The organism is Rhodococcus sp. Chr-9 (genome assembly GCF_000801125.1).
Taxonomy (GTDB): Bacteria; Actinomycetota; Actinomycetes; order Mycobacteriales; family Mycobacteriaceae; genus Rhodococcus; species Rhodococcus pyridinivorans.
The window spans coordinates 159,788-184,121 of record NZ_JTIZ01000106.1; the positions used below are offsets into that span (position 1 = coordinate 159,788).

A 24,334-nucleotide genomic window follows, 5' to 3' on the forward strand; every position below is an offset into this window, starting at 1 on the left:
ATATAGACCGGCACGCCTCGGGAAGCCGAATCCGACGCGATATCAGCCCTGTTCGGAGCTCTCCAGTTCGAGTCGTCGAGCGATCAGCGCCGCCTGCAGCTGGCGCAGTCCGGAGGGCCGGGTGGGATCGAATCCGGTGAGTTGCGCGACCCGCTTGAGGCGGTAGTCGACAGTGTTCGCGTGGACGTGCAGGGTCTTGGCCGTGAGCTGGCGGCTCAGGTCGTGGGCGATGTGCGTTTCCAGCGTCTCGACGAGTTCGGGTGATTCGTCGAGCGGGTCGAGGACGCGTGCGAGGTGACGGCGCGCCGGTCCGGGCCGCGTGAGCTGGTATTCGAGGGCCAGATCCTGCATACCGTAGGCCCCGACCGCACGGCCGAGCCGTCGCACCAGATCGAGCAGTTCGTGGGCCTGCTTCGCCGCGGTGGGCACCTCCCGTACGGGGGCGTGGACGAGAGCGATCGTGACGGACACGCCCGCGACGGTCTCGATGCGCTGCCGGAATTCCTCGATCGCCTCGGTCGAGGGCGATTCGGGGAGCAGGACGGTGCCGCCCTCGGGGCCGAGCATCGCGAGGTGGCGGCCCTCGCAGATCGCCTCGAGTTCGGTCTCGACCCGGCGCAGGGTGCGCCGCGCGACGACCTCCGGCCGCACGTGCGGATTGCGTTCGTCGGGATGTCGGGTGAGCGAGACCGCGAGCACGGTGTAGGTGTCGGCGAGCACCAGCCCGGAGCGTTGCGCCACGGCCGCGGCGTCCTGCCCGCTCAGCAGCGCGGCGACCAGTTCCTGCGCGGCGACGTCGCGTTCACGGCGGATGGCGTCGAGTTCGGCGACGAAACCGGTGGTCGCGGCGACGGTGACCTTCTCGAGCAGCGCCATCCACAGGCGGGACGCGTCGGCGACGGAGGAGACATCGCCCTCCCGGGCCCGATCGGTGACCAGCTCCCACCCGAGACGGATGCCTTCGTGATAGATCCGGAGCATGTATTCGAGCCGGAAGCCGGCGCGGGCCCACTGGGCTGCGCTGCTGCGCAGGTCGGCGAGTTCCGCGTCGGAGGGTAGTTCTCCGGAGTCGAGGAGATGGATCGCGATGCGCAGGCAGCGCACGGTGACCTCGGTGACGTCACCGCGCAGCGATTCGCCCGGTCGCAGCGAACACGGCGCCACGTTGTCGGCGAAGTGCGCCACGAGTTTGCGAGCCACGGCGGGCAGATCGCGCAGCGGAACGGACGCGGGCTTCCCGTCCACCAGGAAGAGCGGAGCGTTGTCACCGTCCCCCCGACGATCGTGCCCGGTCACCCGGACCTGATCCGTTACAGACATCCCTCGAACCCCCATCGAAGTGAGTAGATCTACATACGGTGCAGTAGAGAATCCGCCTCGCAGTGTGACACATGCAACCCCTGTGACCGATTTTCCACGAAGTTCCGGTGACAGGAACCTGCCCGCGGGCGCCCCCCACCGACCCTGTCAGCCCAGTTTCTTCTTCTGCACCTTGCCCATCGCATTGCGTGGAAGGTCACCCACCACACGCACCTCCCGGGGCCGCTTGTGCACGGAAAGCTGTTGTGCGACAAGGTCGATCAGTTCCGACCCGTCGACTTGGGGGCCGTCGGCGGCGGGCACCACGAACGCGACGATCCGCTGACCGAGGTCGTCGTCGGGCAGGCCCACCACGGCCACCTCCCGCACCGCGGGATGACCGAGCAGAACGGTCTCGATCTCCCCCGCACCCACCCGGAACCCACCGGTCTTGATCAGATCGGTCGACTCGCGACCCACGATGCGGTGGAATCCACCCTCGTCGACGGCCGCCACGTCGCCGGTGACGAACCATCCATCCTCGGTCCACGCGGCCGCGGTGGCCTCCGGCCTGTTCAGGTAGCCGTCGAAGAGCATCGGTCCACGCACCTGCAAGACGCCGATGCTCTCCCCGTCGTGGGGCACGTCGCGGCCCTGCTCGTCGCGCAGGCGCGTCTCGACCCGGGCCACCGGCGTGCCCACCCAGCCGGGACGGCGCTCGCCGTCGACGCGCGTGCTGAGCGTCAGCATCGTCTCGCTCATGCCGTAGCGCTCGATCGGAACCAGTCCCGTGAGCTCACGCAGTCGTTCGAAGACCGGCACCGGCAGCGGCGCGCTGCCGGAGACGAGCAGTCGCGCGCCGCTGAGCGCGCGGGCGGAGTCCTCGTCCTCGACGACGCGTGTCCACACCGTCGGCACCCCGAAGTAGAGGGATCCCTGCGCTTCGGCGTAGGCCTGCGGAGTGGGCTTCCCGGTGTGGATCAGCCGGCTGCCCACCCGCAGGGCTCCGACCACACCGAGCACGAGTCCGTGCACGTGGAACAGCGGCAGCCCGTGGACGAGCGTGTCGCGCTCGGTCCAGGCCCACGCCTCGGCGAGCGCGTCGATGCCCGCGGCGATCGCCCGGCGGCTCAGCAGCACACCCTTCGGAGCGCCGGTGGTCCCGGAGGTGTAGAGCACGAACGCGATTCGCGCCGGGTTCGGCTCGGGCAGGTGGTGCCAGTCGCGGGCGTGCAGGCGGACCGGCAGGCTCGGCAACTGCGGAACGTCGGGATGCTGCACCTCCGGCGCCGGACCGAGCCAGGCCTGCGCGTCCGAGTCCGTCAGGATGTGGGCGAGTTCGGCGGGCCCCGAGTCCGGTGGCACCGGCACCACGGTCGTCCCGGCGAGCAGGGCACCGGTCACGGCGACGACGGTGGTCGCGCTCGGAGTCGCGAGCACGGCCACCCGATCGGCGCGCGCCACCCGCGCCGCGACGGCGGTGGCCGCGCCGAGCAGACCGCTGCGGGAGAAGGTGTGGCCGTCGATACGGACGACGTCCGGGAGATCGTCGCCGCGCGCGACGGCCAGCGGATTCAGCGAACGAAGCAGTGCAGACACGACAGCCACGATTCCATATCGATGCCGCAGCCTCGCGGGGGCGGTCGGGTGTGGCGGTCAGGTGTGGATGTCGCCGCGCGCCGCGGACATCGATGTCCGCGCCAGATGTGCCGGGGGAAGCACGGTGGCCAGGACCGCGCCCAGCAGCATTCCGATGAGGACGGCCACGCCGTGCGCATCGCCCGCGATCACGAGGACCACACCGAGAAGGAAGGTCGCCGCGGAGGCGACGAGCAGCGAGCGTGTCGCTCCGACGACCGGCCACAGTCCCGCGAGAGTCGCGGCCGCCGCGAGCGTCGCGCCGGTTGTTCCCGCGCCGTCGGACGGGAAGACGAAGGTGGTGAACAACCCCCACAGCACCTGGCCGACCAGGAACAACCCGAGTGCGCGGTACCACCCCCACACCCGCACGATCGCGATGGCGACCACCGCGAGCAACAGCAGGTTCACGACGGTGAGGAGCACGCCGCCGTCCTCGATCAGACCTGCGGTGAGGACACGCCACCACTCCCCCGAGTCCCGGGTGCGGACCGGCTGCCGCCGGAAGACGTCGAGCAGTCCCGGGAAGACCAGTCGCGCGAGCGAGGCCACCGCGACCACCGACCACAGGATCGTCGCCGCGACCGGCGGAGGCCACCAGAACGATCGCGTCGTCGCGTGCGCGGAACTTCCCGCATGGGAGCGTGACGCGCTCACCGCAGCGATGGCCACCACGGCGACGTAGAGCACCCACAGCAGCGGATCCTCACCGGACGAACTCACGGGGCCAATCTACCGGCGAGCTGCTCGCTGAGCGGTGCGTCGGCGCGCTCTATCGGCGCAGTCGGGCAGCGGCGGCGTCGATGGCGTCGTCGGTCGCGGTGAGCGCGATCCGGACGTGCAGGACACCTCCGGGACCGTAGAACTCGCCGGGTGCGACGAGGATGCCGCGGTCGGCGAACCAGTCGACGGTCGCGCGGCATCCCTCACCGCGGGTCGCCCACAGGTACAGGCCCGCCTCCGAATGGTCGACGGTGAAGCCGGCGCCGCGCACGGCCTCGAGGAGCACCTCGCGACGCTTGCGGTACTTCTCGCGCTGCGCGTTCTCGTGTTCGTCGTCGTTCAGTGCCGCGGTCATCGCGGCCTGGATCGGCAGCGGCAGCATCATGCCGGAGTGCTTACGGACCTCGAGCAGGTCGGCGACGAGGTCGGCGTCGCCGGTGACGAAACCGGCCCGGTAGCTCGCGAGATTGGAGGTCTTCGACAGCGAGTGCACCGCGAGGAGGTTGGTGTGGTCGCCCCCGCACACGTTCGGGTGCAGGATCGACAGGGCCTCACACTCCCAGGTGAGCCCGAGATAACACTCGTCGGAGACGACGATCGCGTTGCGGCTGCGCGCCCAGTCGACGACCTTGCGCAGGTGGTCGGGTCCGAGCACCTTGCCGGTGGGGTTCGACGGCGAGTTCACGAAGACCAGCGACGCGACCTCGGGGCCGAGGCGGGTCAGCCCGTCGGCGCGGATGATGCGGGCACCGGCGAGCAGCCCGCCCACCTCGTAGGTCGGGTACGCCAGTTCGGGGATCACGACGAGATCGTCGGCACCGAGGCCGAGCAGCGACGGCAGCCAGGCGATCATCTCCTTGGTGCCGATCGCCGGCAGGATCGCCGAGTCGTCGAGACCGGTGATGCCGTAGCGACGTTCGAGCGCACCCACGGCCGCCCGCCGCAGTTCGGCGGTGCCGTGCGTGGTCGGGTAGCCCGGCTCCTCCGCGACGGAGACGAGCGCCTCCCGGATCACGGGGGCGACCGGGTCGACCGGTGTGCCCACCGACAGGTTGACGATGCCGTCGGGATGCGCCGCTGCCTTCGTTCTCGCGTCGGTCAGGGAATCCCAGGGGAAGTCCGGCAGGCTCTTCGCCACCGAACGGCGGACACGCGTGCTCACGAAAGTTCCACCGGTCCGTTCGTCACTCTTCGCCCATGGGAGGGAGATTCTTGACGAACGGCGGGTCGTAGTCGACCTTGCCGAGCTTCGCGGCGCCACCGGGCGAGCCGAGATCGTTGAAGAAGTCGACGTTGGCCTTGACGTACTCGGACCACTCGTCCGGGACGTCGTCCTCGTAGAAGATCGCTTCGACGGGGCACACGGGCTCGCACGCACCGCAGTCGACGCACTCGTCGGGGTGGATGTACAGCATGCGACCGCCCTCGTAGATGCAGTCGACGGGGCACTCCTCGATGCATGCCTTGTCCAACACGTCCACGCACGGTTCCGCAATCGTGTACGTCACTGCTGTTCTCCCTGCCTCTCTGTAAGCCCGCCGACCTGCGCGGTCTCGCCCGAGCGGGCACCCTCGGCGCCCACGGTCCTCCAGTATCCCCCGTGCCCGTGCCACACACCGGAGTAAGGGTCCCCTACTTCAGAGTGCAGACCGTCGAGGCGGGTCAGCCCGCGGTGACCGGGAGCTCGATCGGCGTGTACGCGGTGGTCCGTTGGCGCGCCGGCCGCCCGATGCCCTCGGCGATCGCGACCAGTTCGGCGACGGTTTTCTCCGAACCGTGCTGCGAGCCCGCCATGCGCGAGATCGTCTCCTCCATGAGCGTGCCGCCGAGATCGTTCGCCCCGCCCTCGAGCATGGCCTGCGTCCCGGCGACACCCAGCTTGACCCAGCTGGTCTGGATATTGTCGATCCGGCCGTGCAGCATGACCCGGGCGAGGGCGTGCGCGGCACGGTTGTCGCGCATGGTCGGGCCGGGACGCGACGCGCCGGCCAGATACAGCGGCGACGACTGGTGCACGAAGGGCAACAGCACGAACTCGGTGAATCCGCCCGTGCGGTCCTGGATCCCGCGGATCACCTCGAGGTGGCCGACCCAGTGGTGCGGCTGGTCGACGTGCCCGTACATCATCGTCGAGCTCGATCGCAGGCCCACCTCGTGCGCGGTGGTCACCACCTCGATCCACTCGGCGGTCGGGAGCTTGCCCTTCGTGAGCACCCACCGCACCTCGTCGTCGAGGATCTCCGCGGCGGTGCCCGGGATGGTGTCGAGCCCGGCCTGACGCAGTTCGGTGAGCCAGTCCCGGATCGACGTGCCGCTGCGCGCGACACCGTTGACGATCTCCATCGGCGAGAACGCGTGGACGTGCATCGACGGCACCCGCGCCTTGACGGCGCGGACGAGATCGGCGTAGCCGGTCACCGGCAGTTCCGGATCGATACCGCCCTGCATGCACACCTCGGTGGCGCCGGCGACGTGCGCCTCCCACGCCCGGTCGGCGACCTCGCTCGCCGAGAGGGTGAACGCGTCGGCGTCGCCCTTGCGCTGCGCGAAGGCGCAGAACCGGCAGCCGGTGTAGCAGATGTTGGTGAAGTTGATGTTCCGGTTGACGACATAGGTGACGTCGTCGCCGACGGTGTCGCGGCGCAGCTGGTCGGCGAGCGCCACGAGTGCTTCGAGACCGGCGCCGTCGGCGTTGGCGAGGGCGATGTACTCCGCTTCGGTGCAACCGCCCGGATCCCGTTCGGCGGAGCGCAGCGCCGAGAGCACGTCGCTGTCGAGCCGCACCGGTGCTGAGGCGCCCAGCTGGAGCACCTGTTCGCGGACGGTCTCCCAGTCGCCGAAAGCGCTCCCGAGATCGGACCGGTGCTCGGTGTTGCGTCCGGTCACGTCGATCTCGGAGTTCAGATCGACGCGACCCGACGACTCCCAGTCGATGTCGGGTTCCTGCCAGGGCAGTCCGGACGGGATCACCTCGCGCGCGAGGCCCGTGGCCGGATCGGCGAGGGCGTGCACGTGCGCGGTGATGCGCGGATCGATCCACGGCTGCCCGGCGAGCACGTACTTCGGCTGCGCGGCGATCCGCTCGGTGAGCTCGAAGCCGGCCTCGGAGCTCAGGCGCGCCAGGGTGTCGAGATTCGGCCAGGGCCGTTCGGGGTTGACGTGATCGGGCGTCAACGGCGAGACACCACCCCAGTCGTCGACACCCGCCCCGAGCAGCGCGCGGCACTCGTCGAGCGAGACGAGATTCGGCGGGGCCTGGATGCGCATTCCCGGCCCGAGGACGAGCCGCGCGACGGCGATCGCGGCGAGGAACTCGTCGAGATCGGCGTCGTCGTGCTCGCGCATCGCGGTGTCGTCCTTGGCGCGGAAGTTCTGGACGATTACTTCCTGGATATGACCGAATGCCTTGTGCGACTTACGGATCGCGTGGATCGATTCGGCACGCTCGGTGAAGTCCTCACCGATGCCGACGAGGATGCCGGTGGTGAACGGCACCGCGAGTCGGCCCGCATCGGTGAGCACCCGCAGCCGCACCGCCGGATCCTTGTCGGGGCTGCCGTAGTGGCACTGCCCCTTCTCGGTGAACAACCGTTCCGAGGTGGTCTCGAGCATCATGCCCATCGACGGGGCGACCGGCTTCAGCCGCGAGATCTCGGCCCAGCTCATCACCCCGGGATTGAGGTGCGGCAGCAGACCGGTCTCCTCGAGGACGCGGATCGCCATCGCTCGCACGTAGTCGAGGGTGGAATCGTAGCCGCGCTCGTCGAGCCACTGCTTCGCTTCGGGCCACCGGTCCTCGGGCCGGTCGCCGAGTGTGAACAAGGCTTCCTTGCAACCCAGTTCGGCTCCCTGACGGGCGATCTCGAGGATCTCGTCGGGTTCGAGATACATGCCGTGACCCTCGGCGCGGAGCTTGCCGGGGACGGTGACGAAGGTGCAGTAGTGGCATCGGTCCCGGCACAGCCGGGTGATGGGGACGAAGACCTTGCGCGAATAGGTGACCGTGCCGGGTCGACCCTCCGCGAGAAGGCCGGCATCGCGCACCCGCGCCGCCGACGCACAGAGATCCTCGAGATCGGCACCCCGGGCCTGCAGCAGGACCGCCGCTTCGTCGACGTTCAGTGCGACCCCGTCGCGAGCCCGACGCAACGCTCGACGCATTCCCGAGGGAGTCGCCGTGGATCGGTGCGCAGCGCCGGGACGCACGGTGGGGGTCGGGAGCATCGCGGACTGCGGGGTGTCGTCTGCGGAATCGGTCATGGGCCCGATCATGCGCCTACGAGCACCCCCATGCCACTTCGGGGTCTATCCGCGCGGGTAGTCGTCGTCCGCCGGGACTTCGCGGGACTGCTCGTAGGTGTCTGCCGGGTCGGCTTCGAGGGGCACGTCCGAAGGCAGGTCGTCGGCAGGATCGTCGTAGACGGGAATGGCCTGCTCGAGCCGGTCGGCCTCGGAATCGTTGTCGGACTGGATCTCGATGCCGAGCGCATTCGACTCCGTCATTGCGATCTCCTCCTGATAGGGCCCGATCGTGAGATCGGATCGGGCGAGTCCGGCCGGGTTCTACGGATCCCAGCCTAGCGTGGAACCGGACACGGGGCCCGATGGAGCAGGAGGTGCGGGTGGAGGACGACGAGAGTTCGCCGGCGGGGTCGGCCGACAACACGGCAGCGACGAGCGTGGTGATGAGGGAACCGTCGTGGCGGCCGAGCCCGAAGGCGCGTGTGCTGTGGGCCGTGAGTGCAGCGCTGATGTGGTTGCCGCTGGTCGTCGCGCAGGTCGTGTGGGTGCTCGTCACGCCGGTGGGCGCCGGGTGGCACGTCGCCGCCGCGGCCGCGACCGTCGTCCTCGGTGGACTGCACGTCGCGGTGGTGCCGGTCTGGCGATACCGCGTCCATCGCTGGGAGATGGACGAGACCGCGGTCTACACGCGTTCGGGTTGGTGGACGCAGGAGCACCGCATCGCACCGATCTCCCGGATCCAGACCGTCGACACCGAGCGTGGACCGCTCGACCGGTGGCTCGGCCTGACCACCGTCACCGTCACCACCGCCTCGGCGGCGGGTGCGGTGGAGATCGTCGGGCTCGACAGCCGGGTCGCCGACGAGACCGTCGCTCGCCTGACCGCACTCGCGGCGAGCTCGGAGACGGACGCGACATGAACGACGCCCTCGTGGCCGGGACGGACGAGGAGGTGCCGTGGTCGCGTCTCGATCGCCGGATGCTGCTGATCCACCCGATCGAGGAGATCCTGCGCCTGCTGCCCGTCCTCGCAGGCTCGTTCGTCATCGGGTCCACCAGCGGCAATCCCGTGTGGGGCCTCGCAGCGACGGGCGTGCTCGTGCTGGTCGGTCTGCTGCGCTGGTTCACCACCACCTACCGCGTAGGACCAGAGCACGTCGAACTCCGCCGCGGCCTGCTGCAACGACGCGAGTTGTCGATCCCCCGCAGCCGCATCCGGTCGGTGGACGTCGAGCAACGCCTCCTGCATCGCGTGCTGGGCCTCGCGGTCGTGAAGATCGGCACGGGTCAGAGCGGGGGCGCCGATCGCAACCGGTTCGAACTCAACGGCCTTCCGATCGCAGCAGTCCCCGAGCTCCGTGCCGTTCTCCTGAGGGGTGGGCAACAGGACGACGTGCCGGTCGAGACGACCTCGACCGCTGCCGTCACCGAGCGTCAGCTGGCGCGATTCGACCCGGCCTGGGTGCGCTACGCGCCGTTCTCCACGACGGGACTGCTCGCCGTCGCGGCCGTCGCCGGTGCCGCCTTCCAGTTCGGGCTCGGCCGGTCGATCGCCGAATCGCAGGTCGTCCGCCGCGCGGTGGAGACCGCGGAAGACCTCGGCCTGGTGGTCGCGCTCGTGATCCTCGTGCTGGTCGTCGTGCTCGTCGCCAGCCCGGCCGCGTGCGTGCGGTACCTGCTGCTCTACGGCGATCTGCGGGTGACCGACGACCAACGGGTCCTGCGCATCGCGCACGGCCTGCTCACGACCCGTCACACCACCCTCGACCGGGCGCGGCTGCGCGGGATCGCGCTGCACGAACCGCTGGCGCTGCGGCTCGTCGGCGCCGCACGGCTCGACGCCGTCATGACGGGCAGAACCGCGCAACAGGGCGGTTCGTCACTGGTCCTGCCGTCGGCGCCCGACGGGGAGGTCCGGCGGGTCGCGGCCGAGGTGCTCACCGGGGGGCTGCCGCTCGACGTTCCGCTGCGCAGTCACGGTCCCCGTGCCCGGCGTCGCCGCTACACGCGGACGCTGTGGCCGGTGGCCGTCGTGGTCGCCGCCGGGCTCGTCGCCCTGAGCGTCACCGACCGGCACGTGCCGTTCGCCGTGATCGCCACGGTGGTCGTGGTGCTGGTCGCGGGGGCGTGCGCGCTGGCGCAGGACCGCTACCGGGGTCTCGGCCACGCCGTCGTCGACGGACATCTCGTCGCCCGCAGCGGTTCGATCGACCGGCAGCGCATCTGTCTCGATGCGGACGGTGTGATCGGCTGGACGGTGCGGCAGACCCTCTTCCAGCGCCGTGCCGGTCTCGCGACCGTCGTCGCGGCGACGCCGGCGGGTGCGGGACGCTACGAGGTGATCGACATCCCCGTGGACGAGGCGTGGGCGCTTGTCCAGGAGGTCACACCGGGTATGGGAGAAGCATGGATCGACCGATGAAGCCGACATCCGGCAAAGGCCCCCTGCACGGCACTCCCCCGGCGACGCTGGCCGAGCTCGACGACGCGCTCGTCGACTGCCACGCGTGTCCGCGGCTGGTCGCATGGCGTGAGCAGGTCGCGCGGGAGAAACGGGCGGCCTTCCGCGACGAGGAGTACTGGGGCCGGCCCGTCCCGGGCTTCGGCCCGGCCGATGCGTCCCTGCTGATCGTCGGGCTGGCGCCCGCCGCGCACGGCGGGAACCGCACAGGACGGATGTTCACGGGCGACCGGTCGGGCGACGTGCTGTACGCGGCCCTGTACGACGCGGGACTGGCGTCGCAACCGACCGCGACGCACATCGGCGACGGCCTCGAACTGTTCGGCACGCGCATCACGTCGCCGGTGCACTGCGCGCCACCGGCCAATCGCCCCACGGTCGTCGAACGCGACACCTGCCGGCACTGGCTCGAACAGGAACTCGACCTGCTCTCCCCCACGCTGAGGTCGGTCGTCGTGCTCGGCGGGTTCGGGTGGCAGGCATTACTGCCGGTCCTGTCGGCGGCGGGGTGGACGATTCCGGTTCCCCGCCCCAAGTTCGGGCACGGCGCACATGTGCTGCTCGCTGCCACCGAGGCGCGGGAGCACCCGTTGCACCTGTTCGGTTGCTATCACGTCAGCCAGCAGAACACCTTCACCGGCCGGTTGACGAAGGAGATGGTGACCGAGGTGCTCAGGGACGCGGCGCGGGCTGCGTCCCTCCCACTGCCTGGGTGATCTCCCTGATGCGGGCCGAGAACAGGTAGCCGCCGGCGGGGGCGAGCGCGGCCACGGGCAGCAGCAGGGTCCGCCAGTCGCCGAGCGCGAGCTGGTCGCCGCCCGGACCGCCCACGAGGCAGACGAGGAAGACGACGGCCCAGGCCAGCAGCGGCAGGGTCGCGCTGCGCAGGGATCCGGTCTCGGCGCGGAGGGCCATCACCAGCAGCAGGTTGACGAGGCCGGCCAGCAGGATGGTGATCGGGAAGGGCACTCCGGCGATGTACACGCCGAGATAGAAGACCGACAACAGGGCGCACAGCGCACCGTCGAGCACGAGCAGCGCGACGAGCCCCCGGCGGGGTTGGACGTCCACCGGTGACGCGAGGGGTGCAGCGGTTGCTGGATCGACCGTCATGCTTCGATGGTGCGCTACCGGACGCGCCCGAGCACAACCGGGGTCCGCGGAACCATCCGCGACCCACGCACGGGACGTCAGGGAACCGGCGGGTATCCGAGCATGGTGAGCAGCGCGCTCTGCTGGTCGGCGAAGGAGTACAGAGCGTGCCAGTAGTCGGCCCGGATCTCGTCGGCGTACGGCCTCAACGACTCCACGAACGCGACGATCTGGTTCTGGACGGACCAGTTGTACATCGACAACCCCCTGACGGTGTGCCTGCGTGGTACGCGAGGCCGGGTGACGCGAACCACCCACAGCCTCGTTGATGACTCGGGTCACACTAGCCGATGCCGGAGAAGAGGTCGTCCTCTCGTCCCGTGGAGTCGGTCAGGCCGAGCTGCCCGCGCACGAGCACGAAGTGCTCCTGGTCGAAGACGGGCTGGGCGACGAGGTTGGAGAGCACGAACTGCTCGCCGTCCTCCGCGACCAGCACCTGGGTCGTGTGCGCGGTCATCGCGGTCCGCTTCGCGTCGAGAACCGAGCGGACGTCGACGACGGTGGTGACCTCGTCGTCGGGCACGCTCGGCAGTTCGCCGGCCTCCGGTCGGCGCCAGCCGTCGGGCAGCGTGCCCATGGCGGCGATGCCGCGTTCGAGCGCGGACCGTTCGGCGACGGTCCAGTACACCTTCGCGGGGGTCCACGCCGCCCCGGCGGACGGATAGTCCTCGGTGCCGGCCGCTTCGACGGCCGCGGTCACCCGTTCGTGCACCGCGATGTGGTCGGGATGCCCGTAGCCACCGAACGGGTCGTAGGTGACGACCACGTGCGGACGCGTCTCGCGGATCACGGCGACGAGCGCCTCGATCGCCTCGTCGCGGTCGGCGTTGACCCAGGCGCGAGGATTGTCGGCGGACGGGGTGCCCGCCATCCCGGAGTCGCGCCAGTGCCCGGCACCGCCGAGAAAACGCGGTCGCTCGACGCCGAGCGCGTCGAGCGCCCGGGTGAGTTCGAGGATGCGGTATCCGCCGAGCTGATCGGCGCGGTCGGCGGTGAGCTGGGCCCACTCGTCGCCGATCACTTCGCCCTCCTCACCGAGCGTGCAGGTCACGACGGTGACCTCGGCGCCCTCGGCGACGTACCGGGCGATGGTGCCGCCGGTGGTGAGGGTTTCGTCGTCGGGATGGGCGTGGACGAGCAGAAGTCGTCGATCCGCAACGTCGGGGAGAGCTCCCGGAGCATCGGTCACGGTGTGGTCCTTCCCCACAGATGGGCGTCGCCGAGAATACCGGTGGCGACGGCGGCTGTCAGCGAGACGTTCTCGACGCCCGGACCGGCGGCGACAACGGCCCGGTCCTGCAGGATCGGCAGATTCACCGCGAGATCCCACAGCCTGGCCTGCGCGTCGGCGACGACCTTCGCCGGGTCGGTGGTGCCGTTCAGTGCAGCGAGCAGATCGGGTTCGAGACCGGGATCGCACGCACCCGAGAGGTTGCTCGGAGCCTCGAGCTGCGCTGCGAGCGCATCCTCACGTTCCTCGACGTCGTCCTCGTCGAGCGTGGTGGTCGCGGGGTCCGACGACTGTGCCGCCTCCGCCGTCCCGGGGGCGTCGGGCTGCGCCGGGAGGTCGGACTCGGGCACGGTCGACAGGTCCTCCCCCGCCACGGTGGGTGCTGCGGCCACCGGGACGCATCCGAATCGGGACAGCGCGGCGGTGGCAAGGTCTCCACCGGCACGCATCCAGCCGACGACCGCGTGCACGGTGCCCTCGACGAGGGCTTCGCCGTACAGCTTGTCGGGGGGAAGTTCGTCGACCGATGCGTCGATCCCGGCGCCACGCCACAGGTCGACGGCGGTGCGTGCGACGGCGCGGGCGGTCTCGTCACCCTCCGGCACGCCCACGACCAGCGTCAACGGCACGCCGGCCCGGGCCAGGGTGCCCTCGGGCAGGGCCGGCCCGTCGGGGGTTCTCGGTCCGGGAGTCGCGCTCGTCGGCGCCGCCGTCTCGGATGCCGCCGTCTCGGATGCCGCCGTCTCGGATGCCCCCGTCTCCGGTGCAGCGGCCTCCGGCGCTTCGGGGCCGGGTGCGTCGGGGTCCGTCGGCACCGGGGGCACGGCAGGCGGGACGGGTAGATATCCGGCCTCGGCGAGACGTCCGAGGGCCTGCTCCCGGGACAGACGCGCCGGCATCGTGTCGGTGTATCCCGGATCGGACGGCGCGAGCACCTGGGCCCGCGCCCGCACGACCCCGGTGCTGTTGGCCGTGGCGACAAGTCCGAGCAGCTCGGGGTCGAGCAGGTCGAGCATGCCTCGCCGGACGACCGGGTCGGCGAGTTCGGCGGTGCGCGTGTTGAGGGTCAGATCGAGGGTGCGCGGCTGGAGCTGGACGCCGGTCCGCACACCCGGCACGGCGGCGAGCTGCGCCTCGAGAGCGACACCGCCCGCGCTCTGGACCACTTGGGCGTCGTCGCTGCGCACCGATTCGGTCACCTGGGCGTCGGTGCCGGCGCGGCGCATGATCAGTTCGTCGGGTCCGGCCGGGGTGCCCCAGAACCGGTCGTTGCGTTCGAGCAGCACCTCGGCGCGCCCCCGATCGACGTTGTCGACGTGGAATCGCGCTCCGGACACGGGAATCGTCTCGGACAGGCCGGTGGAAAAGCCACCCGGAGTGTCCTTGACCAGGTGGGCGGGCAAGAGATTCGTGAACAGTTCGCGCCAGGCCGGATACGGCTCGCGCAGGGTGACGGTGACAATCTTGCCTCCGCCCGACGATCGGATGTCGTCGATGAGGCGGTAGCCGGCAGGATCGACGACGCCGGGCTGGGTGATCATCTGCCGCCACAGATACCGGAAGTCCTCGGCAACGATCGGCGCTCCGTCCGACCACTGGGCCTCGTCGCGCAGGCGGTAGGTGATGGTGAACGGCGCCTCGTCGGTGACCTCCGCGGACAGCAGCAGCGAGTCGTCCGGAACCCACAGTGCTGCAGCGGGATTCTCCGGATCGGGCACGGCCCGGAAGGCACTCGGGAGCACGAGTTCGGCAACGGCGTTCGCGACGGGCGACTGGTCTGCGAGCAGGTGGGGGTTGAAGCCCGAACCGACCTCGTCGATCGCGACCACCACCGTGCTGCGCTTCGGAGCGGGAGCCGGGGTCGTGGTCGGCTCCGTCTGCTCGATGGGCGGCGGCGGGTCGGCGGTGCAACCGGTGAGGACCAGCGCAGCCACGGCCAGGCCGGCCGTCGCCCCGATCAGTCGGCGACGAGCGCGCGTACGCGACACTCGGGCTCCTTCCGTGAGGCAGGTGGTACGTGGGTGGCCCCGGCCAGCATGCGCTCGCCGGGGCCACCCCACACCTGGACTACTTGTTACGGGCCTTCTCCCGCGACCGCGCACGCGCACGGTCGGTCTGCGAGAGGTGCAGCTTGCGCACGCGCACGTCCTCCGGCGTGACCTCGACGCACTCGTCCGCAGCACAGAACTCGAGCGCTGCCTCGAGGGTCAGCTCGATCGGCTTGGCGAGGGTCTCCATCACGTCGGCGGTCGAAGAGCGCATGTTGGTGAGCTTCTTCTCGCGGGTGACGTTGATGTCGAGGTCCTCGGCGCGCGGGTTGATGCCCACGACGTGGCCCTCGTAGGTGTCGCTGCCCGGTTCGACGAAGAAGGTGCCGCGGTCGGCGAGCTGGATCATCGCGAACGGGGTGACCGAGCCTGCACGGTCGGAGACGAGCGAACCCGTGTGGCGGGCGCGGATCTCGCCGGCCCACGGCGCGTAACCGTGGAAGATGGCGTTGGAAATGCCGGTGCCGCGGGTCTCCGTGAGGAAGTCGGTACGGAAACCGATCAGACCACGCGACGGGATGATGAACTCCATACGAACCCAGCCGGTGCCCTGGTTGGTCATCTGGACCATCTTGCCCTTGCGGTTCGCGAGCAGCTGGGTGATGGCGCCGAGGTGCTCCTCGGGGCTGTCGATGGTCAGCTCCTCGTAGGGCTCGTGGAGCTTGCCGTCGATGGTGCGGGTGACCACCTGCGGCTTGCCGACGGTCAGCTCGAAGCCTTCACGGCGCATCTGCTCGACGAGAATGGCGAGGGCGAGTTCGCCTCGGCCCTGCACCTCCCACGCGTCGGGGCGTCCGATGTCGAGGACGCGCAGCGAGACGTTGCCGACGAGCTCGGAGTCGAGCCGCGTCTTCACCATGCGAGCGGTGAGCTTGTGGCCCTTGACCCGGCCGACGAGCGGCGAGGTGTTGGTGCCGATGACCATCGAGATGGCCGGCTCGTCGACGGTGATGCGCGGCAGCGCCACCGGGTTCTCCGGATCGGCGAGCGTGTCGCCGATCATGATCTCCGGGATGCCGGCCACGGCGACGATATCGCCGGCGACCGCGACCTCGCCCGGCTGCCGCTCGACACCGACGGTCTTGAGCAGCTCGGTGATCTTGACGTTCTTGACGCCGTCGGCGTGCATCCACGCGACGGTCTGGCCCTTGCGCAGCTCACCCTGGTGGATGCGCAGCAGCGCGAGACGACCGAGGAACTCGGAGGCGTCGAGGTTGGTGACGTGTGCCTGCAGCGGCGCCGACGGATCACCCTTGGGTGCGGGGATGCACTCCATGAGGACCTCGAAGAGCTCGTCGAGGTTCTCGGCGTCGGGGACCTGGCCGTTCTCGGGCTGCTTCTTCGAGGCCTTGCCCTCACGACCGGAGGCGTAGAGGACGGGCAGCTCGAGGGCGAGCTCGGCGGCTTCGGCGGCCTCGTCGTCGAGGTCGGACGCGAGGTCGAGCAGCAGGGTCTGGCTCTCCTCGACGACCTCGGCGATGCGGGCGTCCGGGCGGTCGGTCTTGTTGACCACGAGGATCACCGGCAGCGACGCGGCGAGCGCCTTGCGGAGCACGAAGCGGGTCTGCGGCAGCGGGCCCTCGGAGGAGTCGACCAGCAGGACGACGCCGTCGACCATGGACAGGCCGCGCTCGACCTCACCGCCGAAGTCGGCGTGGCCGGGGGTGTCGATGACGTTGATGACAGTGACGGTGCCGTCCGGGTGGTGACGGTGCACCGCGGTGTTCTTCGCGAGAATGGTGATGCCCTTCTCGCGCTCGAGGTCGCCCGAGTCCATGACCCGGTCGACGAGTTCCGCACGTTCGGCGAACGCGCCCGACTGGCGCAACATGGCGTCGACGAGAGTGGTCTTTCCATGGTCGACGTGCGCCACGATGGCGACGTTCCGAAAATCAGCGGTGCTCACGCGATAGCTCTCCTGGCTGTAGTCCGGCCACACGGCACTGGACCCGGTCGGCACCTCGCCCGTACGGCGTTCGTCTCGATGGCCGCGACGCGAGATTGCGAGCTACCTGCCCCGTCCGATTCTCGGCGTGCAGGCACTGCGGCCGTCAATACACTTTACAGGCCGTTCGTCGGTCGCCGCTTCTACCTCATCAGATACCCGCAGGTCGGCGACGATCGGGGTGACGCTCGACACTCCCCCAGGAGACGTAACCGCCGAATCCGGCACCACATGCACCCCTGGGTCCGTGAGTAAGGGGATGCTAACCTTCGCCCGCCGGTGATTCGCCGCGCGCAGGACCGTGGAAGGCAGGCGGGACGTATGGGGAAGGTGAAGGCGAGCAAGGTCGCAGGCCTGAAGCCGAAGAAGAAGTGCTGCCGCAAGAAGACGCGGTGCCTCAAATGCCCCGTCGTCGTCATGCGCATGAAGAAGGTCGAGAACGACGGGCTCAGCAAGAAGGAACTGCGCAAGTATCTCGACAAGGCCCGCGCCGCCTGACCACCAGGCATGCGCCGTATGACCTCAGCGCCGCAGATGTTCGCGTAGATCGGGAATCCACGCACGATCGGCCGGGACGAGATCGACCTCCCCGAGTTCGTCCGCGTCGACCCACCGCAACGCCGCGTGGTCCAGCGGCTCGGGATCACCCGAGACGAGTTCGACCCTGTAGGCACACAACTCGCGACCTCCGGCCAACGGCACCGCGACCCCCAGTCGCTCCGCACCGCGCACCTCGACACCGAGTTCTTCCCTCAGCTCCCGCACGAGCGCCGCCTCCACGCTCTCCCCCGGTTCCGCCTTGCCTCCGGGCAACTCCCACAGGCCCGCGAGGTCGACGGGCCGCGTGCGCTGGGCGAGCAGCACGCGTCCGTCCCGGATGACGGCGCCGGCCACGACGTGCCCGTCGGGCGCCGGTGTACTCGCGGACGATGTGCTTGCAGACATGACGTGCATCGTCCCAGAATGAGTCATGTCCCAGCTGCTGACGGACGGAGAGATCGACGCCGCGCTGGCCGAGTTGCCGCACTGGCACCGCGCGGGACAGTCGCTGGTCCGCACCATCGAGGCGCCCACCTTCCCCGACGCGATCGCACTCGTCGACCGGGTGGCCGTCGTCGCCGAGGAGGCGAATCACCATCCGGACATCGACATCAGGTGGCGGAAGGTGACCTTCGCGTTGAGCACGCATTCCGCCGGTGGCATCACGGAGTCGGATCCGGCTCTTGCGCGTCGGATCGACGAGGAGGCACGGCGCTCGGGTCTGTAGTCACCCGTTCGTCCTGCCCCTCACGTCCCCGGGCCGCGAGGATCACGACGACGTAGACGGCGAGGACACCGACCACGTTGACGGCGCCGAGCCAGGCGAGCGGAGCGGGACGTTCGACATCCCAGATCGAGTTCTGCGCCGTACTCAGTACCCACGGAACGCCGATCAGCGTGACCGCGGCCCAGCACGCGGCGACGATGCGGGCTCCGAGCGACCGCGCCAAGGGTCCGTAGAGAAGCCACAGCAGCAAAGGGACCACCCACACCCAGTGGTGGACCCACGAGATGGGCGAGACGAGCAGACCGAACAGCTGCACGATCAGCAGCGTGCCGAGACGGTCGCGCGTTCCGTCGGGCAGCGGTTCCAGCGACCGCCACGCCGCGAACGCGAGGACCGCGCAGACCACGACGCCGACCAGCCACACCGGCCCGAGTCCGACGTCCTCACCCGCGAGACGACCCAGCGCTCCGCGCAGCGACTGGTTCCACACCGACACGACCGGCCCGATCCGATCCGCGTCGCCGAAGAGGGACCCGAAATAGGTGGCGGCTTGGGAGCCGAGCACGAGCAGGCTCACCAGGACGGTCCCCACGAAGACGACCGCGGAGAACACCGCCTCGCGCCAGCGTCGCTGCGCGAGGAAGTACAGGCCGGTGATGGCAGGCGTGAGCTTGATCCCGGCGAGCACGCCGACGAGCCCACCCGACAGCCACCACCGGGAACTGCGGGCCGCGAGCATCACGCCGAGGACGAGAAAGACGTTGATCTGGCCGTAGTCGAGGGTCGTGCGTACCGGCTCGGTCCATATGCCCGCAGCCGTCCACAGCATCGCGACACCGACCCACGACCGGCTCCGTGCCCGCGCGTCCACGACGAGTTCGAGCGAGATCCACACGACGGCGAACAGCGCCGCGACCGTCAGCAGCTGCCAGGCCACGCCCAGGATTCCGAACGGGATCAGGTGCAGGGGCAGGAAGACGAGCGCGGCGAAGGGCGGATAGGTGAACGGCAGGGGGAAGTCGGGGGTGTCCTCCGAATAGGTGAACCCGTAGAGGTCGCCCTGCAGCAGAGCGGCCGATCCGTCGACGTAGACGTGCAGGTCGACGAGGTTCATGCCGTTGGGAGTGATGAATCCCCAGGCGATCCGGACGACGACGGACAGCGCCAGTAACGCCGCGCACCACCACATCCGGTGCGAAGGAAACCCTCGTGGCACTGCGGTGCGGCCTCTCCCGTCGAACGTCCGTCCGGTGAACCGGACCCGGCGAAGGAGATTACCGTTCCGATAGGCATGCAAACGAACCGGAGTTCACTCCCGTAACGATTTCATCTACAGTCACAATCTTCTCAGGTCGAACGCGTTATGTTCGACAGGATCCGAGGGACGGAACACCCCGTGGTTAGAATCCCGAACCAGCGATGGGCGCGCCGTTCCGAAACGGCAGGCTTGTCCCGTGTGCGGGGGGTCCATAGAGTGTCTCCTCGAGCCGTCAGCATCCGGTCGTTCGTCCCGAACAACCGGATGCTTCAACGACAAGGATGGGGAACAGTGCTTCGTACTCGAGGAATGCGACGGGCGCTCACGCTGTGCGCACTCGCCGCCACCGCGGGATTGGCCGTGCCTACGCAGGCCGTCGCGCAACCGGCGCCACCCGTACTGCCGGACCTGGCAGGGCTCATCGAACTGCCCCAGTTCGAGATTCCCGCTGATCTTTCCGTAGAGTCGTTGACCGACCTGCTCGCCGGGGTCCGGGCGAACCCCGAAGAGGCCGAGGCCCTGGCTTCCCTCGCGCCCGCGATCATCGGTGCGGCCGCGGGCCCCGCCGATGTCGCCGACGCGGCCGACGGCAAGAACGACCTGCTGGCGCAGGCCAAGGAACTGCTCGCGAACTCCGAGCTCCCCGAATCGGTGAAGAGCACGCTCCAGCGCGTCATCACCTTCCTCGATGGCAGCGGCGGCGGCGGACCCGAGATCCCCGAGCCCGGCGCCGTGGTGATCTCGCAGTTCCTCTACCCGACTATCGGCAAGGGCTGCATCGGCGACAGCCAGGACTCCGTGGGCACCGCCCTCGCGGTCGCGGGTCCGTCGCACCTTCCCCCTCCCGGACCGGGCGCAGGCCAGACCGGCTTCGTCTTCACCGCGCTGGGCACCGCACCCGCCGCCGGCGAACAGCAACAGCCGCTCACCCTGAGCTGGGTCAACGTCTCCAACGGACGCACGGGCACGCAACCGCTCACCAACGACGCGAAGATCAACCCCGACGGCCCGACCACGCTGAGCGCGATCGCCGACACCGGTTCGGGTCAGGTCCTTGCCGTGATCTCCGGTGGAATCACCACGCAGGACGAGGGCGCCGATCCGCGTTCGTGCACCTTCCTGCCCACCGTGGGTCTCGTCGCCGTTCCCTGATTCACGTACTCACGGAAGGCCGCCGGGAGTTTCTCTCGGCGGCCTTCCGCCGGGCGTGATAGACCGGAGCATGGCCTTCACCGCGGCGCGCATCCCGTCGAAGCAGAGTCGTCTGCGGCACCTGGCCGGCGCCGCATCCGTGAACTCCCGGCGCTCGCTCCTCTCTCACCGCTCGATCCTGTCGATCGCCTCGGAGCGGTCGATCCTGTCGATCGGTTCCTCGTACTCGATCCTGTCGATCGGTAGCTGCGGGTCGGTCCTGTCCATCGGCTCCGTCGGGTCGTTCGGTTCGGCGTTGTCCTCACTGTCGTTCGCGAGTCTCGGTTCGGCGTTGTCCGGGCTGTCGCGCTGGTCGCTGCTGGCGTGGCGCGGCGATCATGCCGCCCCCGACGAGCATCCGCCGCTCTCGATCACCGTCGACGAATCCGAGCCCGACAAGCATTGTCAGTCCTGACACCGGACGCCGGTCGAACGGCCACGCAGGACCGGACGGGGTGAGGGTACTAGGGATCGACGGCCCTGCCGTGTTAGACAACGATGGCAGCGTCGTTCGTATTGCGCACAAATTGTCGTCGTAGGCCGCGTCACCCCGGCCCCGGACCGAGGAGCCGCATGGCCGTAGAGACACCGCTCTCCACCAGGGAGGTTCCTGCCCCGCGCGGCATCGTGCCGGTCCTCGCGACCGTCGGTATCAGCGTCGCGCTCATGCAGACCCTGATCGTCCCGATCCTCCCCCGACTGCCGGTGCTCGTCGGCGCGACTCCCGAGGACACGTCCTGGGCCGTGACGGCGACTCTGCTCGCCGGCGCGGTGGTCACCCCGATCAGCGGTCGCCTCGGCGACATGTTCGGCAAACGCCGGATGCTGCTGACCTCGCTCTCGCTGATGGTGCTCGGTTCGGCGGTCTGCGCGCTCGCGGCGACCCTCGTCCCGCTCGTGGTCGGGCGGGCGCTGCAGGGCGCCGCGATGGGCGCCATTCCGCTCGGGATCGCGATCCTGCGCGACGAGCTGCCCTCCCGACGACTCCCGGGCGCCATGGCCACCATCAGCGCCACGATGGGTGTGGGCGGTGCGATCGGGTTACCGGCCGCGGCCTTCGTCGCCCAGGCGACCGACTGGCACATGCTGTTCGTCGCGTCGCTGGTCCTCGGGCTCATCGGTATCACCGCGATCCTGTTCGTCGTGCCCGAATCGTCGCAACGCAATCCGGGACGTTTCGACATCGCCGGGGCGCTGCTGCTCTCCGTCGCCCTCGTGTTGTTGCTCCTGCCCGTCACCAAGGGCAACGACTGGGGATGGACCGCCCCGGCCACGCTCGGGATGCTCGCGGGGGCAGTCGTGGTGTTCGTCGGTTGGGGCCTGTACGAGCTGCGGGTACCGCGACCTCTCGTGGACCTTCGATTGTCGGCCCGCCGACCGATCCTCATGACGAATCTCGCGTCGGTCGCGATCGGCTTCTCGATGTACTCGAACATCCTGGCGTTCCCGCAGCTGCTGATGGCACCGACGGAGACCGGCTACGGCTTCGGGCAGACGATGGTCACCGCCGGTATCGCGCTCGCCCCCGCGGGGCTCGTCATGATGGCGCTGTCCCCCGTCTCGGCGCGCATCACGACGCGGTTCGGCGCGCGCGTGACCCTCGGTTGCGGCACGGTGCTCGTAGGCCTCGGATACCTGATGGCGTACGTGCTGTACCAGGAGGTCTGGCACATCGTCGGCGCGTCGATGCTCATCGGCGCCGGCATAGGCCTCGCCTACGCCGCGATGCCCGCACTCATCATGGGTGCCGTGCCGCTACGCGAGTCCGCCGCGGCCAACAGCCTCAACACCCTGATGCGGTCCATCGGCACGACGAGCGCCGCAGCGGTGGTGGGCGTGATGCTGGCGGCGATGACCCAGCGCATCGGCGACTCCGTGGTGCCCGCCCTCGAAGGGTTCCGCGCCAGCTTCCTGGTGGCGACGGGCGCGGCGGTGGTGGCGCTGGTCTTCACGGTCCTCATCCCGCCGCCGGGCCGCTCCGTGCGACCCGTCGACGACACCCGACCGGATCGCTAACTGCCCGGCAGTCCTGGGTCGGAACTCGGTGCGCTGCCGGCGAGCGACCACTGGCCGTAGTCGGGCGTGAGCACGTGGTTGATGTCGACGCCGATGCCGTCGATCCGGACCTCGCCCGGAATCTGGTGCAGGTTCGCCCGCGGATGCACGTAGCCCTTGGGCGTGCCCCAGTCGTGCTGCCAGTAGAAGGACCCGAGGGAGACCGCCGACGCCCAGTCGATCGTCGGCGAGTTGGCATACACACCGAGATTTCCAGCGCCGACCACTTCCTGCCAGCCCAGCAGGTACGGCACGACCTGGAGCGTGAACTGCTCGAAGGTCGGGTTGTCGTCGATCGAGGCGTAGATCGGCCGGTTCTCCGGGCCACCGGCCGCGTAGTGGAGGTCGAGGCCGCGCCGGGCGTGCTTCAGCCCCGCCTCGTAACCACCGAGCCAGTCGGCGGTCGCGGCCTTGCCGTACTGGTAGCACGAGACCACTTCGAGTCCGCTGTCGAGCAGCGCATCCGCTTCCCGTCCGGTGAGCGGCTTGGCGCGCATCCAGGCGGCATCGGGTCGTGCATCGGACACGTACCGGATGGCGCCGATATGGCCGGCGGCGCGGATCGACGACGGCGACGGTACGGCGGCCGAGTAGTCGATGATGGTCCCGAGCACCGGGCGTCCCTGAGCCAGACCCGGTGCGCCGAGCGCAGAGATCAACGCGACGCCCGATCCGAGCGTCGCGTACCGCAACATGTCCCGCCGCGAAAGGCTCATCGCAACCTGTCCTTCGTATTGCCGTCTGTACGTCCGCCGTATTGCATCACAATCACAGGCGTCCCACCGGCCACACCGAGAATTCGACAGGTCGCGGCAGGCGATATCCGCAACGGCGCTACGAGGTCAGCGGCCGGACAGTTCGGCGAAGAAGGCCGGCACCAGGGAGACGTCCTCGACCGTCCGCACCGTGGAACGGACACCGAGACCGTGCTCCTTGAGCAGATCGCACAACCCGTCGCCGTCGACGAGATCGATCGGCGGGGCGCCGTGCCGGTGGGCTTCGGCGCGCGCGTCCTCGGTGAACGATCCGGTGGCGACGAGCAGACCCTTCTCGCCCCGCCCGACCATCGCGGCGCGGAACTCGCGGACCACGTCGGCACCCGCCTTCTCCGGTGCCCGCAGGAAACGGAAGAACACCGAGAAGCTCAGCAGCGATACGCGCAGGACACCGGCGCCCTCGACGTGACCGGTGCCCTCGGGAGCGTGGGATCCGCCCGGGGCCGGAATCGTCAGGGTGGTGAATCCGGCCGCGCGCAGTACCGCGGTGGCGAGCCGTTCGAAACCGTCCTCCGACAGGTCGGCGACGGCACCGAGGACGGGTTCGCGCCACAGTTCGGGATCCTCGGGGGCGGCTGCGAGCGGCACGACCTGGGCACCCTGCGAGACGTTCCGCACCATGCGCTTGCGACGCTTCTCGGCCGTGTACGCGACCTGCATGGGCTTGATCTCCGACTCGCGCACGGCGCGGCCACGGTCGGTCACGCTCCACACACCGCGGCGGGTATTCGACAGCAGACCCATGCCCTTGAGGTAAGTCCGGGCCCAGGCCAGCCGGTATTCGATCTCCGTTCCGGGGCCGTCACCGTGGAGTACCGCCTGTGCGGCCTCGGACAGTCCCGTCCGGGAGATCACGGCGGAATCGATCTCCTCGATGACACCGGATCCGCCGAGTTCGATCACCGCCTGCACGGTCGGCCAGAGAAGATCCGTGTACGGCGGCAACGTGGCCTCGTCACCTCCGGTGTTCCGGACGGAGTTTCCGATCGCGTTCCGGCGCTGCACACCTTCCCCTAACGTCGCGGCCGTGCGGCCGCACTATCAGTCC

The 24,334-nt window shown here is 69.5% G+C and carries 24 protein-coding genes; 8 read left to right on the forward strand and 16 right to left on the reverse strand.

Going from position 1 to position 24,334, the window contains the following annotated elements:
- Positions 1–42 precede the first annotated feature (42 nt).
- The 7 genes from QR64_RS16860 to QR64_RS16890 all read right to left on the reverse strand — a co-directional run bounded on the left by QR64_RS16860 (position 43) and on the right by QR64_RS16890 (position 8,163).
- Positions 43–1,296, reverse strand: a complete 1,254-nt coding sequence (locus tag QR64_RS16860; RefSeq protein WP_006550569.1) for a PucR family transcriptional regulator — start codon at positions 1,294–1,296, stop codon at positions 43–45.
- Between the two features lie 171 nt (positions 1,297–1,467).
- The gene (locus tag QR64_RS16865; RefSeq protein ID WP_033097291.1) at positions 1,468–2,898 is read right to left on the reverse strand and encodes an acyl-CoA synthetase; all 1,431 of its coding nucleotides are present in this window, start codon (positions 2,896–2,898) and stop codon (positions 1,468–1,470) included.
- A 57-nt stretch (positions 2,899–2,955) separates the two neighbouring features.
- Positions 2,956–3,660: a hypothetical protein gene (locus tag QR64_RS16870; RefSeq protein WP_033097290.1), complete on the reverse strand. Its 705-nt coding sequence runs from the start codon at positions 3,658–3,660 to the stop codon at positions 2,956–2,958.
- 49 nt (positions 3,661–3,709) lie between these two features.
- Entirely contained in the window at positions 3,710–4,822 is a 1,113-nt protein-coding gene (dapC, locus tag QR64_RS16875) for a succinyldiaminopimelate transaminase (RefSeq protein ID WP_235367193.1), read from the reverse strand.
- A gap of 22 nt (positions 4,823–4,844) precedes the next feature.
- Positions 4,845–5,168 carry a ferredoxin gene (gene fdxA, locus QR64_RS16880; protein WP_006550573.1) on the reverse strand — a complete coding sequence of 108 codons (324 nt, stop codon included), beginning with the start codon at positions 5,166–5,168 and terminating at the stop codon, positions 4,845–4,847.
- 154 nt (positions 5,169–5,322) lie between these two features.
- Positions 5,323–7,884, reverse strand: coding sequence for a bifunctional FO biosynthesis protein CofGH (locus QR64_RS16885; protein ID WP_373922193.1), 2,562 nt, complete (start codon positions 7,882–7,884; stop codon positions 5,323–5,325).
- 81 nt (positions 7,885–7,965) lie between these two features.
- Entirely contained in the window at positions 7,966–8,163 is a 198-nt protein-coding gene (locus QR64_RS16890) for a hypothetical protein (RefSeq protein ID WP_006550575.1), read from the reverse strand.
- 101 nt (positions 8,164–8,264) lie between these two features.
- Here QR64_RS16890 and QR64_RS16895 point away from each other — a divergent pair, with 101 nt between their 5' ends.
- The 3 genes from QR64_RS16895 to QR64_RS16905 are packed head-to-tail and all read left to right on the forward strand — an operon-like array spanning position 8,265 to position 11,079.
- Complete coding sequence (locus QR64_RS16895; RefSeq protein WP_006550576.1) at positions 8,265–8,822, forward strand: PH domain-containing protein; 558 nt, start codon at positions 8,265–8,267, stop codon at positions 8,820–8,822.
- Positions 8,819–10,324 carry a PH domain-containing protein gene (locus tag QR64_RS16900; protein WP_039586322.1) on the forward strand — a complete coding sequence of 502 codons (1,506 nt, stop codon included), beginning with the start codon at positions 8,819–8,821 and terminating at the stop codon, positions 10,322–10,324. Before QR64_RS16895 ends, QR64_RS16900 begins: the two co-directional genes overlap by 4 nt.
- Positions 10,321–11,079 (forward strand): uracil-DNA glycosylase, encoded by a 759-nt coding sequence (locus QR64_RS16905; protein WP_019288045.1) that lies wholly within the window; start codon positions 10,321–10,323, stop codon positions 11,077–11,079. Before QR64_RS16900 ends, QR64_RS16905 begins: the two co-directional genes overlap by 4 nt.
- Here QR64_RS16905 and QR64_RS16910 read toward each other — a convergent pair.
- The 5 genes from QR64_RS16910 to typA all read right to left on the reverse strand — a co-directional run bounded on the left by QR64_RS16910 (position 11,036) and on the right by typA (position 16,700).
- Positions 11,036–11,476 carry a hypothetical protein gene (locus QR64_RS16910; protein ID WP_006550579.1) on the reverse strand — a complete coding sequence of 147 codons (441 nt, stop codon included), beginning with the start codon at positions 11,474–11,476 and terminating at the stop codon, positions 11,036–11,038. The two genes, QR64_RS16905 and QR64_RS16910, sit on opposite strands and share 44 nt — an antisense overlap.
- Positions 11,477–11,553: 77 nt before the next feature.
- Positions 11,554–11,712, reverse strand: a complete 159-nt coding sequence (locus QR64_RS27190) for a hypothetical protein (protein ID WP_006550580.1) — start codon at positions 11,710–11,712, stop codon at positions 11,554–11,556.
- Between the two features lie 86 nt (positions 11,713–11,798).
- A complete protein-coding gene (gene mshB / locus QR64_RS16915) occupies positions 11,799–12,722 on the reverse strand; it encodes an N-acetyl-1-D-myo-inositol-2-amino-2-deoxy-alpha-D-glucopyranoside deacetylase (protein ID WP_052040055.1) in 924 nt (307 codons plus the stop codon).
- Entirely contained in the window at positions 12,701–14,734 is a 2,034-nt protein-coding gene (locus QR64_RS16920) for an ABC transporter family substrate-binding protein (protein WP_200886516.1), read from the reverse strand. Before QR64_RS16920 ends, mshB begins: the two co-directional genes overlap by 22 nt.
- A 79-nt stretch (positions 14,735–14,813) precedes the next feature.
- Positions 14,814–16,700, reverse strand: coding sequence for a translational GTPase TypA (typA, locus tag QR64_RS16925; protein ID WP_006550583.1), 1,887 nt, complete (start codon positions 16,698–16,700; stop codon positions 14,814–14,816).
- Positions 16,701–17,060: 360 nt separating this feature from the next.
- Between typA and QR64_RS27195 the strand changes: the two genes are divergently transcribed.
- On the forward strand, positions 17,061–17,237 hold the full coding sequence (locus tag QR64_RS27195; protein ID WP_006550584.1) for a hypothetical protein: 177 nt from the start codon (positions 17,061–17,063) through the stop codon (positions 17,235–17,237).
- A gap of 24 nt (positions 17,238–17,261) precedes the next feature.
- On the opposite strand, the gene QR64_RS16930 is transcribed toward QR64_RS27195, so the two are convergent.
- Positions 17,262–17,684: a (deoxy)nucleoside triphosphate pyrophosphohydrolase gene (locus tag QR64_RS16930; protein WP_024103420.1), complete on the reverse strand. Its 423-nt coding sequence runs from the start codon at positions 17,682–17,684 to the stop codon at positions 17,262–17,264.
- 25 nt (positions 17,685–17,709) lie between these two features.
- Here QR64_RS16930 and QR64_RS16935 point away from each other — a divergent pair, with 25 nt between their 5' ends.
- Entirely contained in the window at positions 17,710–18,006 is a 297-nt protein-coding gene (locus QR64_RS16935) for a 4a-hydroxytetrahydrobiopterin dehydratase (protein ID WP_006550586.1), read from the forward strand.
- Here QR64_RS16935 and QR64_RS16940 read toward each other — a convergent pair.
- Positions 17,942–19,195, reverse strand: coding sequence for a mannosyltransferase (locus QR64_RS16940; protein WP_033097288.1), 1,254 nt, complete (start codon positions 19,193–19,195; stop codon positions 17,942–17,944). The two genes, QR64_RS16935 and QR64_RS16940, sit on opposite strands and share 65 nt — an antisense overlap.
- A gap of 378 nt (positions 19,196–19,573) precedes the next feature.
- On the opposite strand from QR64_RS16940, the gene QR64_RS16945 reads away from it, so the two are divergent.
- The 3 genes from QR64_RS16945 to QR64_RS16955 all read left to right on the forward strand — a co-directional run bounded on the left by QR64_RS16945 (position 19,574) and on the right by QR64_RS16955 (position 22,471).
- Positions 19,574–20,416 carry a hypothetical protein gene (locus tag QR64_RS16945; RefSeq protein WP_019288040.1) on the forward strand — a complete coding sequence of 281 codons (843 nt, stop codon included), beginning with the start codon at positions 19,574–19,576 and terminating at the stop codon, positions 20,414–20,416.
- A 70-nt stretch (positions 20,417–20,486) separates the two neighbouring features.
- Positions 20,487–20,870: a hypothetical protein gene (locus QR64_RS16950; RefSeq protein ID WP_019288039.1), complete on the forward strand. Its 384-nt coding sequence runs from the start codon at positions 20,487–20,489 to the stop codon at positions 20,868–20,870.
- 158 nt (positions 20,871–21,028) lie between these two features.
- Positions 21,029–22,471 carry an MFS transporter gene (locus QR64_RS16955; protein ID WP_039586326.1) on the forward strand — a complete coding sequence of 481 codons (1,443 nt, stop codon included), beginning with the start codon at positions 21,029–21,031 and terminating at the stop codon, positions 22,469–22,471.
- On the opposite strand, the gene QR64_RS16960 is transcribed toward QR64_RS16955, so the two are convergent.
- Both QR64_RS16960 and QR64_RS16965 read right to left on the reverse strand, forming a co-directional pair.
- Positions 22,468–23,226, reverse strand: coding sequence for a DUF1906 domain-containing protein (locus tag QR64_RS16960; RefSeq protein WP_024103415.1), 759 nt, complete (start codon positions 23,224–23,226; stop codon positions 22,468–22,470). The genes QR64_RS16955 and QR64_RS16960 overlap by 4 nt on opposite strands.
- 126 nt (positions 23,227–23,352) lie before the next feature.
- Complete coding sequence (locus tag QR64_RS16965) at positions 23,353–24,291, reverse strand: winged helix-turn-helix domain-containing protein (RefSeq protein WP_019288036.1); 939 nt, start codon at positions 24,289–24,291, stop codon at positions 23,353–23,355.
- Positions 24,292–24,334 lie beyond the last annotated feature (43 nt).

Excerpts from the sequence above, each read along its gene's own strand:
- QR64_RS16950 (WP_019288039.1), top strand. The coding sequence starts at position 20,487 with ATGGCCTTCACCGCGGCGCGCATCCCGTCGAAGCAGAGTCGTCTGCGG.
- QR64_RS16935 (WP_006550586.1), top strand. The coding sequence starts at position 17,710 with ATGTCCCAGCTGCTGACGGACGGAGAGATCGACGCCGCGCTGGCCGAG.
- QR64_RS16945 (WP_019288040.1), top strand. The coding sequence starts at position 19,574 with ATGCGACGGGCGCTCACGCTGTGCGCACTCGCCGCCACCGCGGGATTG.
- QR64_RS16895 (WP_006550576.1), top strand. The coding sequence starts at position 8,265 with ATGGAGCAGGAGGTGCGGGTGGAGGACGACGAGAGTTCGCCGGCGGGG.
- QR64_RS16890 (WP_006550575.1), bottom strand. The coding sequence starts at position 8,163 with ATGACGGAGTCGAATGCGCTCGGCATCGAGATCCAGTCCGACAACGAT.
- QR64_RS27190 (WP_006550580.1), bottom strand. The coding sequence starts at position 11,712 with ATGTACAACTGGTCCGTCCAGAACCAGATCGTCGCGTTCGTGGAGTCG.
- QR64_RS16905 (WP_019288045.1), top strand. The coding sequence starts at position 10,321 with ATGAAGCCGACATCCGGCAAAGGCCCCCTGCACGGCACTCCCCCGGCG.
- QR64_RS16955 (WP_039586326.1), top strand. The coding sequence starts at position 21,029 with ATGGCCGTAGAGACACCGCTCTCCACCAGGGAGGTTCCTGCCCCGCGC.
- QR64_RS16930 (WP_024103420.1), bottom strand. The coding sequence starts at position 17,684 with ATGTCTGCAAGCACATCGTCCGCGAGTACACCGGCGCCCGACGGGCAC.
- QR64_RS16885 (WP_373922193.1), bottom strand. The coding sequence starts at position 7,884 with ATGCTCCCGACCCCCACCGTGCGTCCCGGCGCTGCGCACCGATCCACG.
- QR64_RS16960 (WP_024103415.1), bottom strand. The coding sequence starts at position 23,226 with ATGAGCCTTTCGCGGCGGGACATGTTGCGGTACGCGACGCTCGGATCG.
- QR64_RS16910 (WP_006550579.1), bottom strand. The coding sequence starts at position 11,476 with ATGACGGTCGATCCAGCAACCGCTGCACCCCTCGCGTCACCGGTGGAC.
- QR64_RS16900 (WP_039586322.1), top strand. The coding sequence starts at position 8,819 with ATGAACGACGCCCTCGTGGCCGGGACGGACGAGGAGGTGCCGTGGTCG.
- QR64_RS27195 (WP_006550584.1), top strand. The coding sequence starts at position 17,061 with ATGGGGAAGGTGAAGGCGAGCAAGGTCGCAGGCCTGAAGCCGAAGAAG.
- QR64_RS16940 (WP_033097288.1), bottom strand. The coding sequence starts at position 19,195 with ATGTGGTGGTGCGCGGCGTTACTGGCGCTGTCCGTCGTCGTCCGGATC.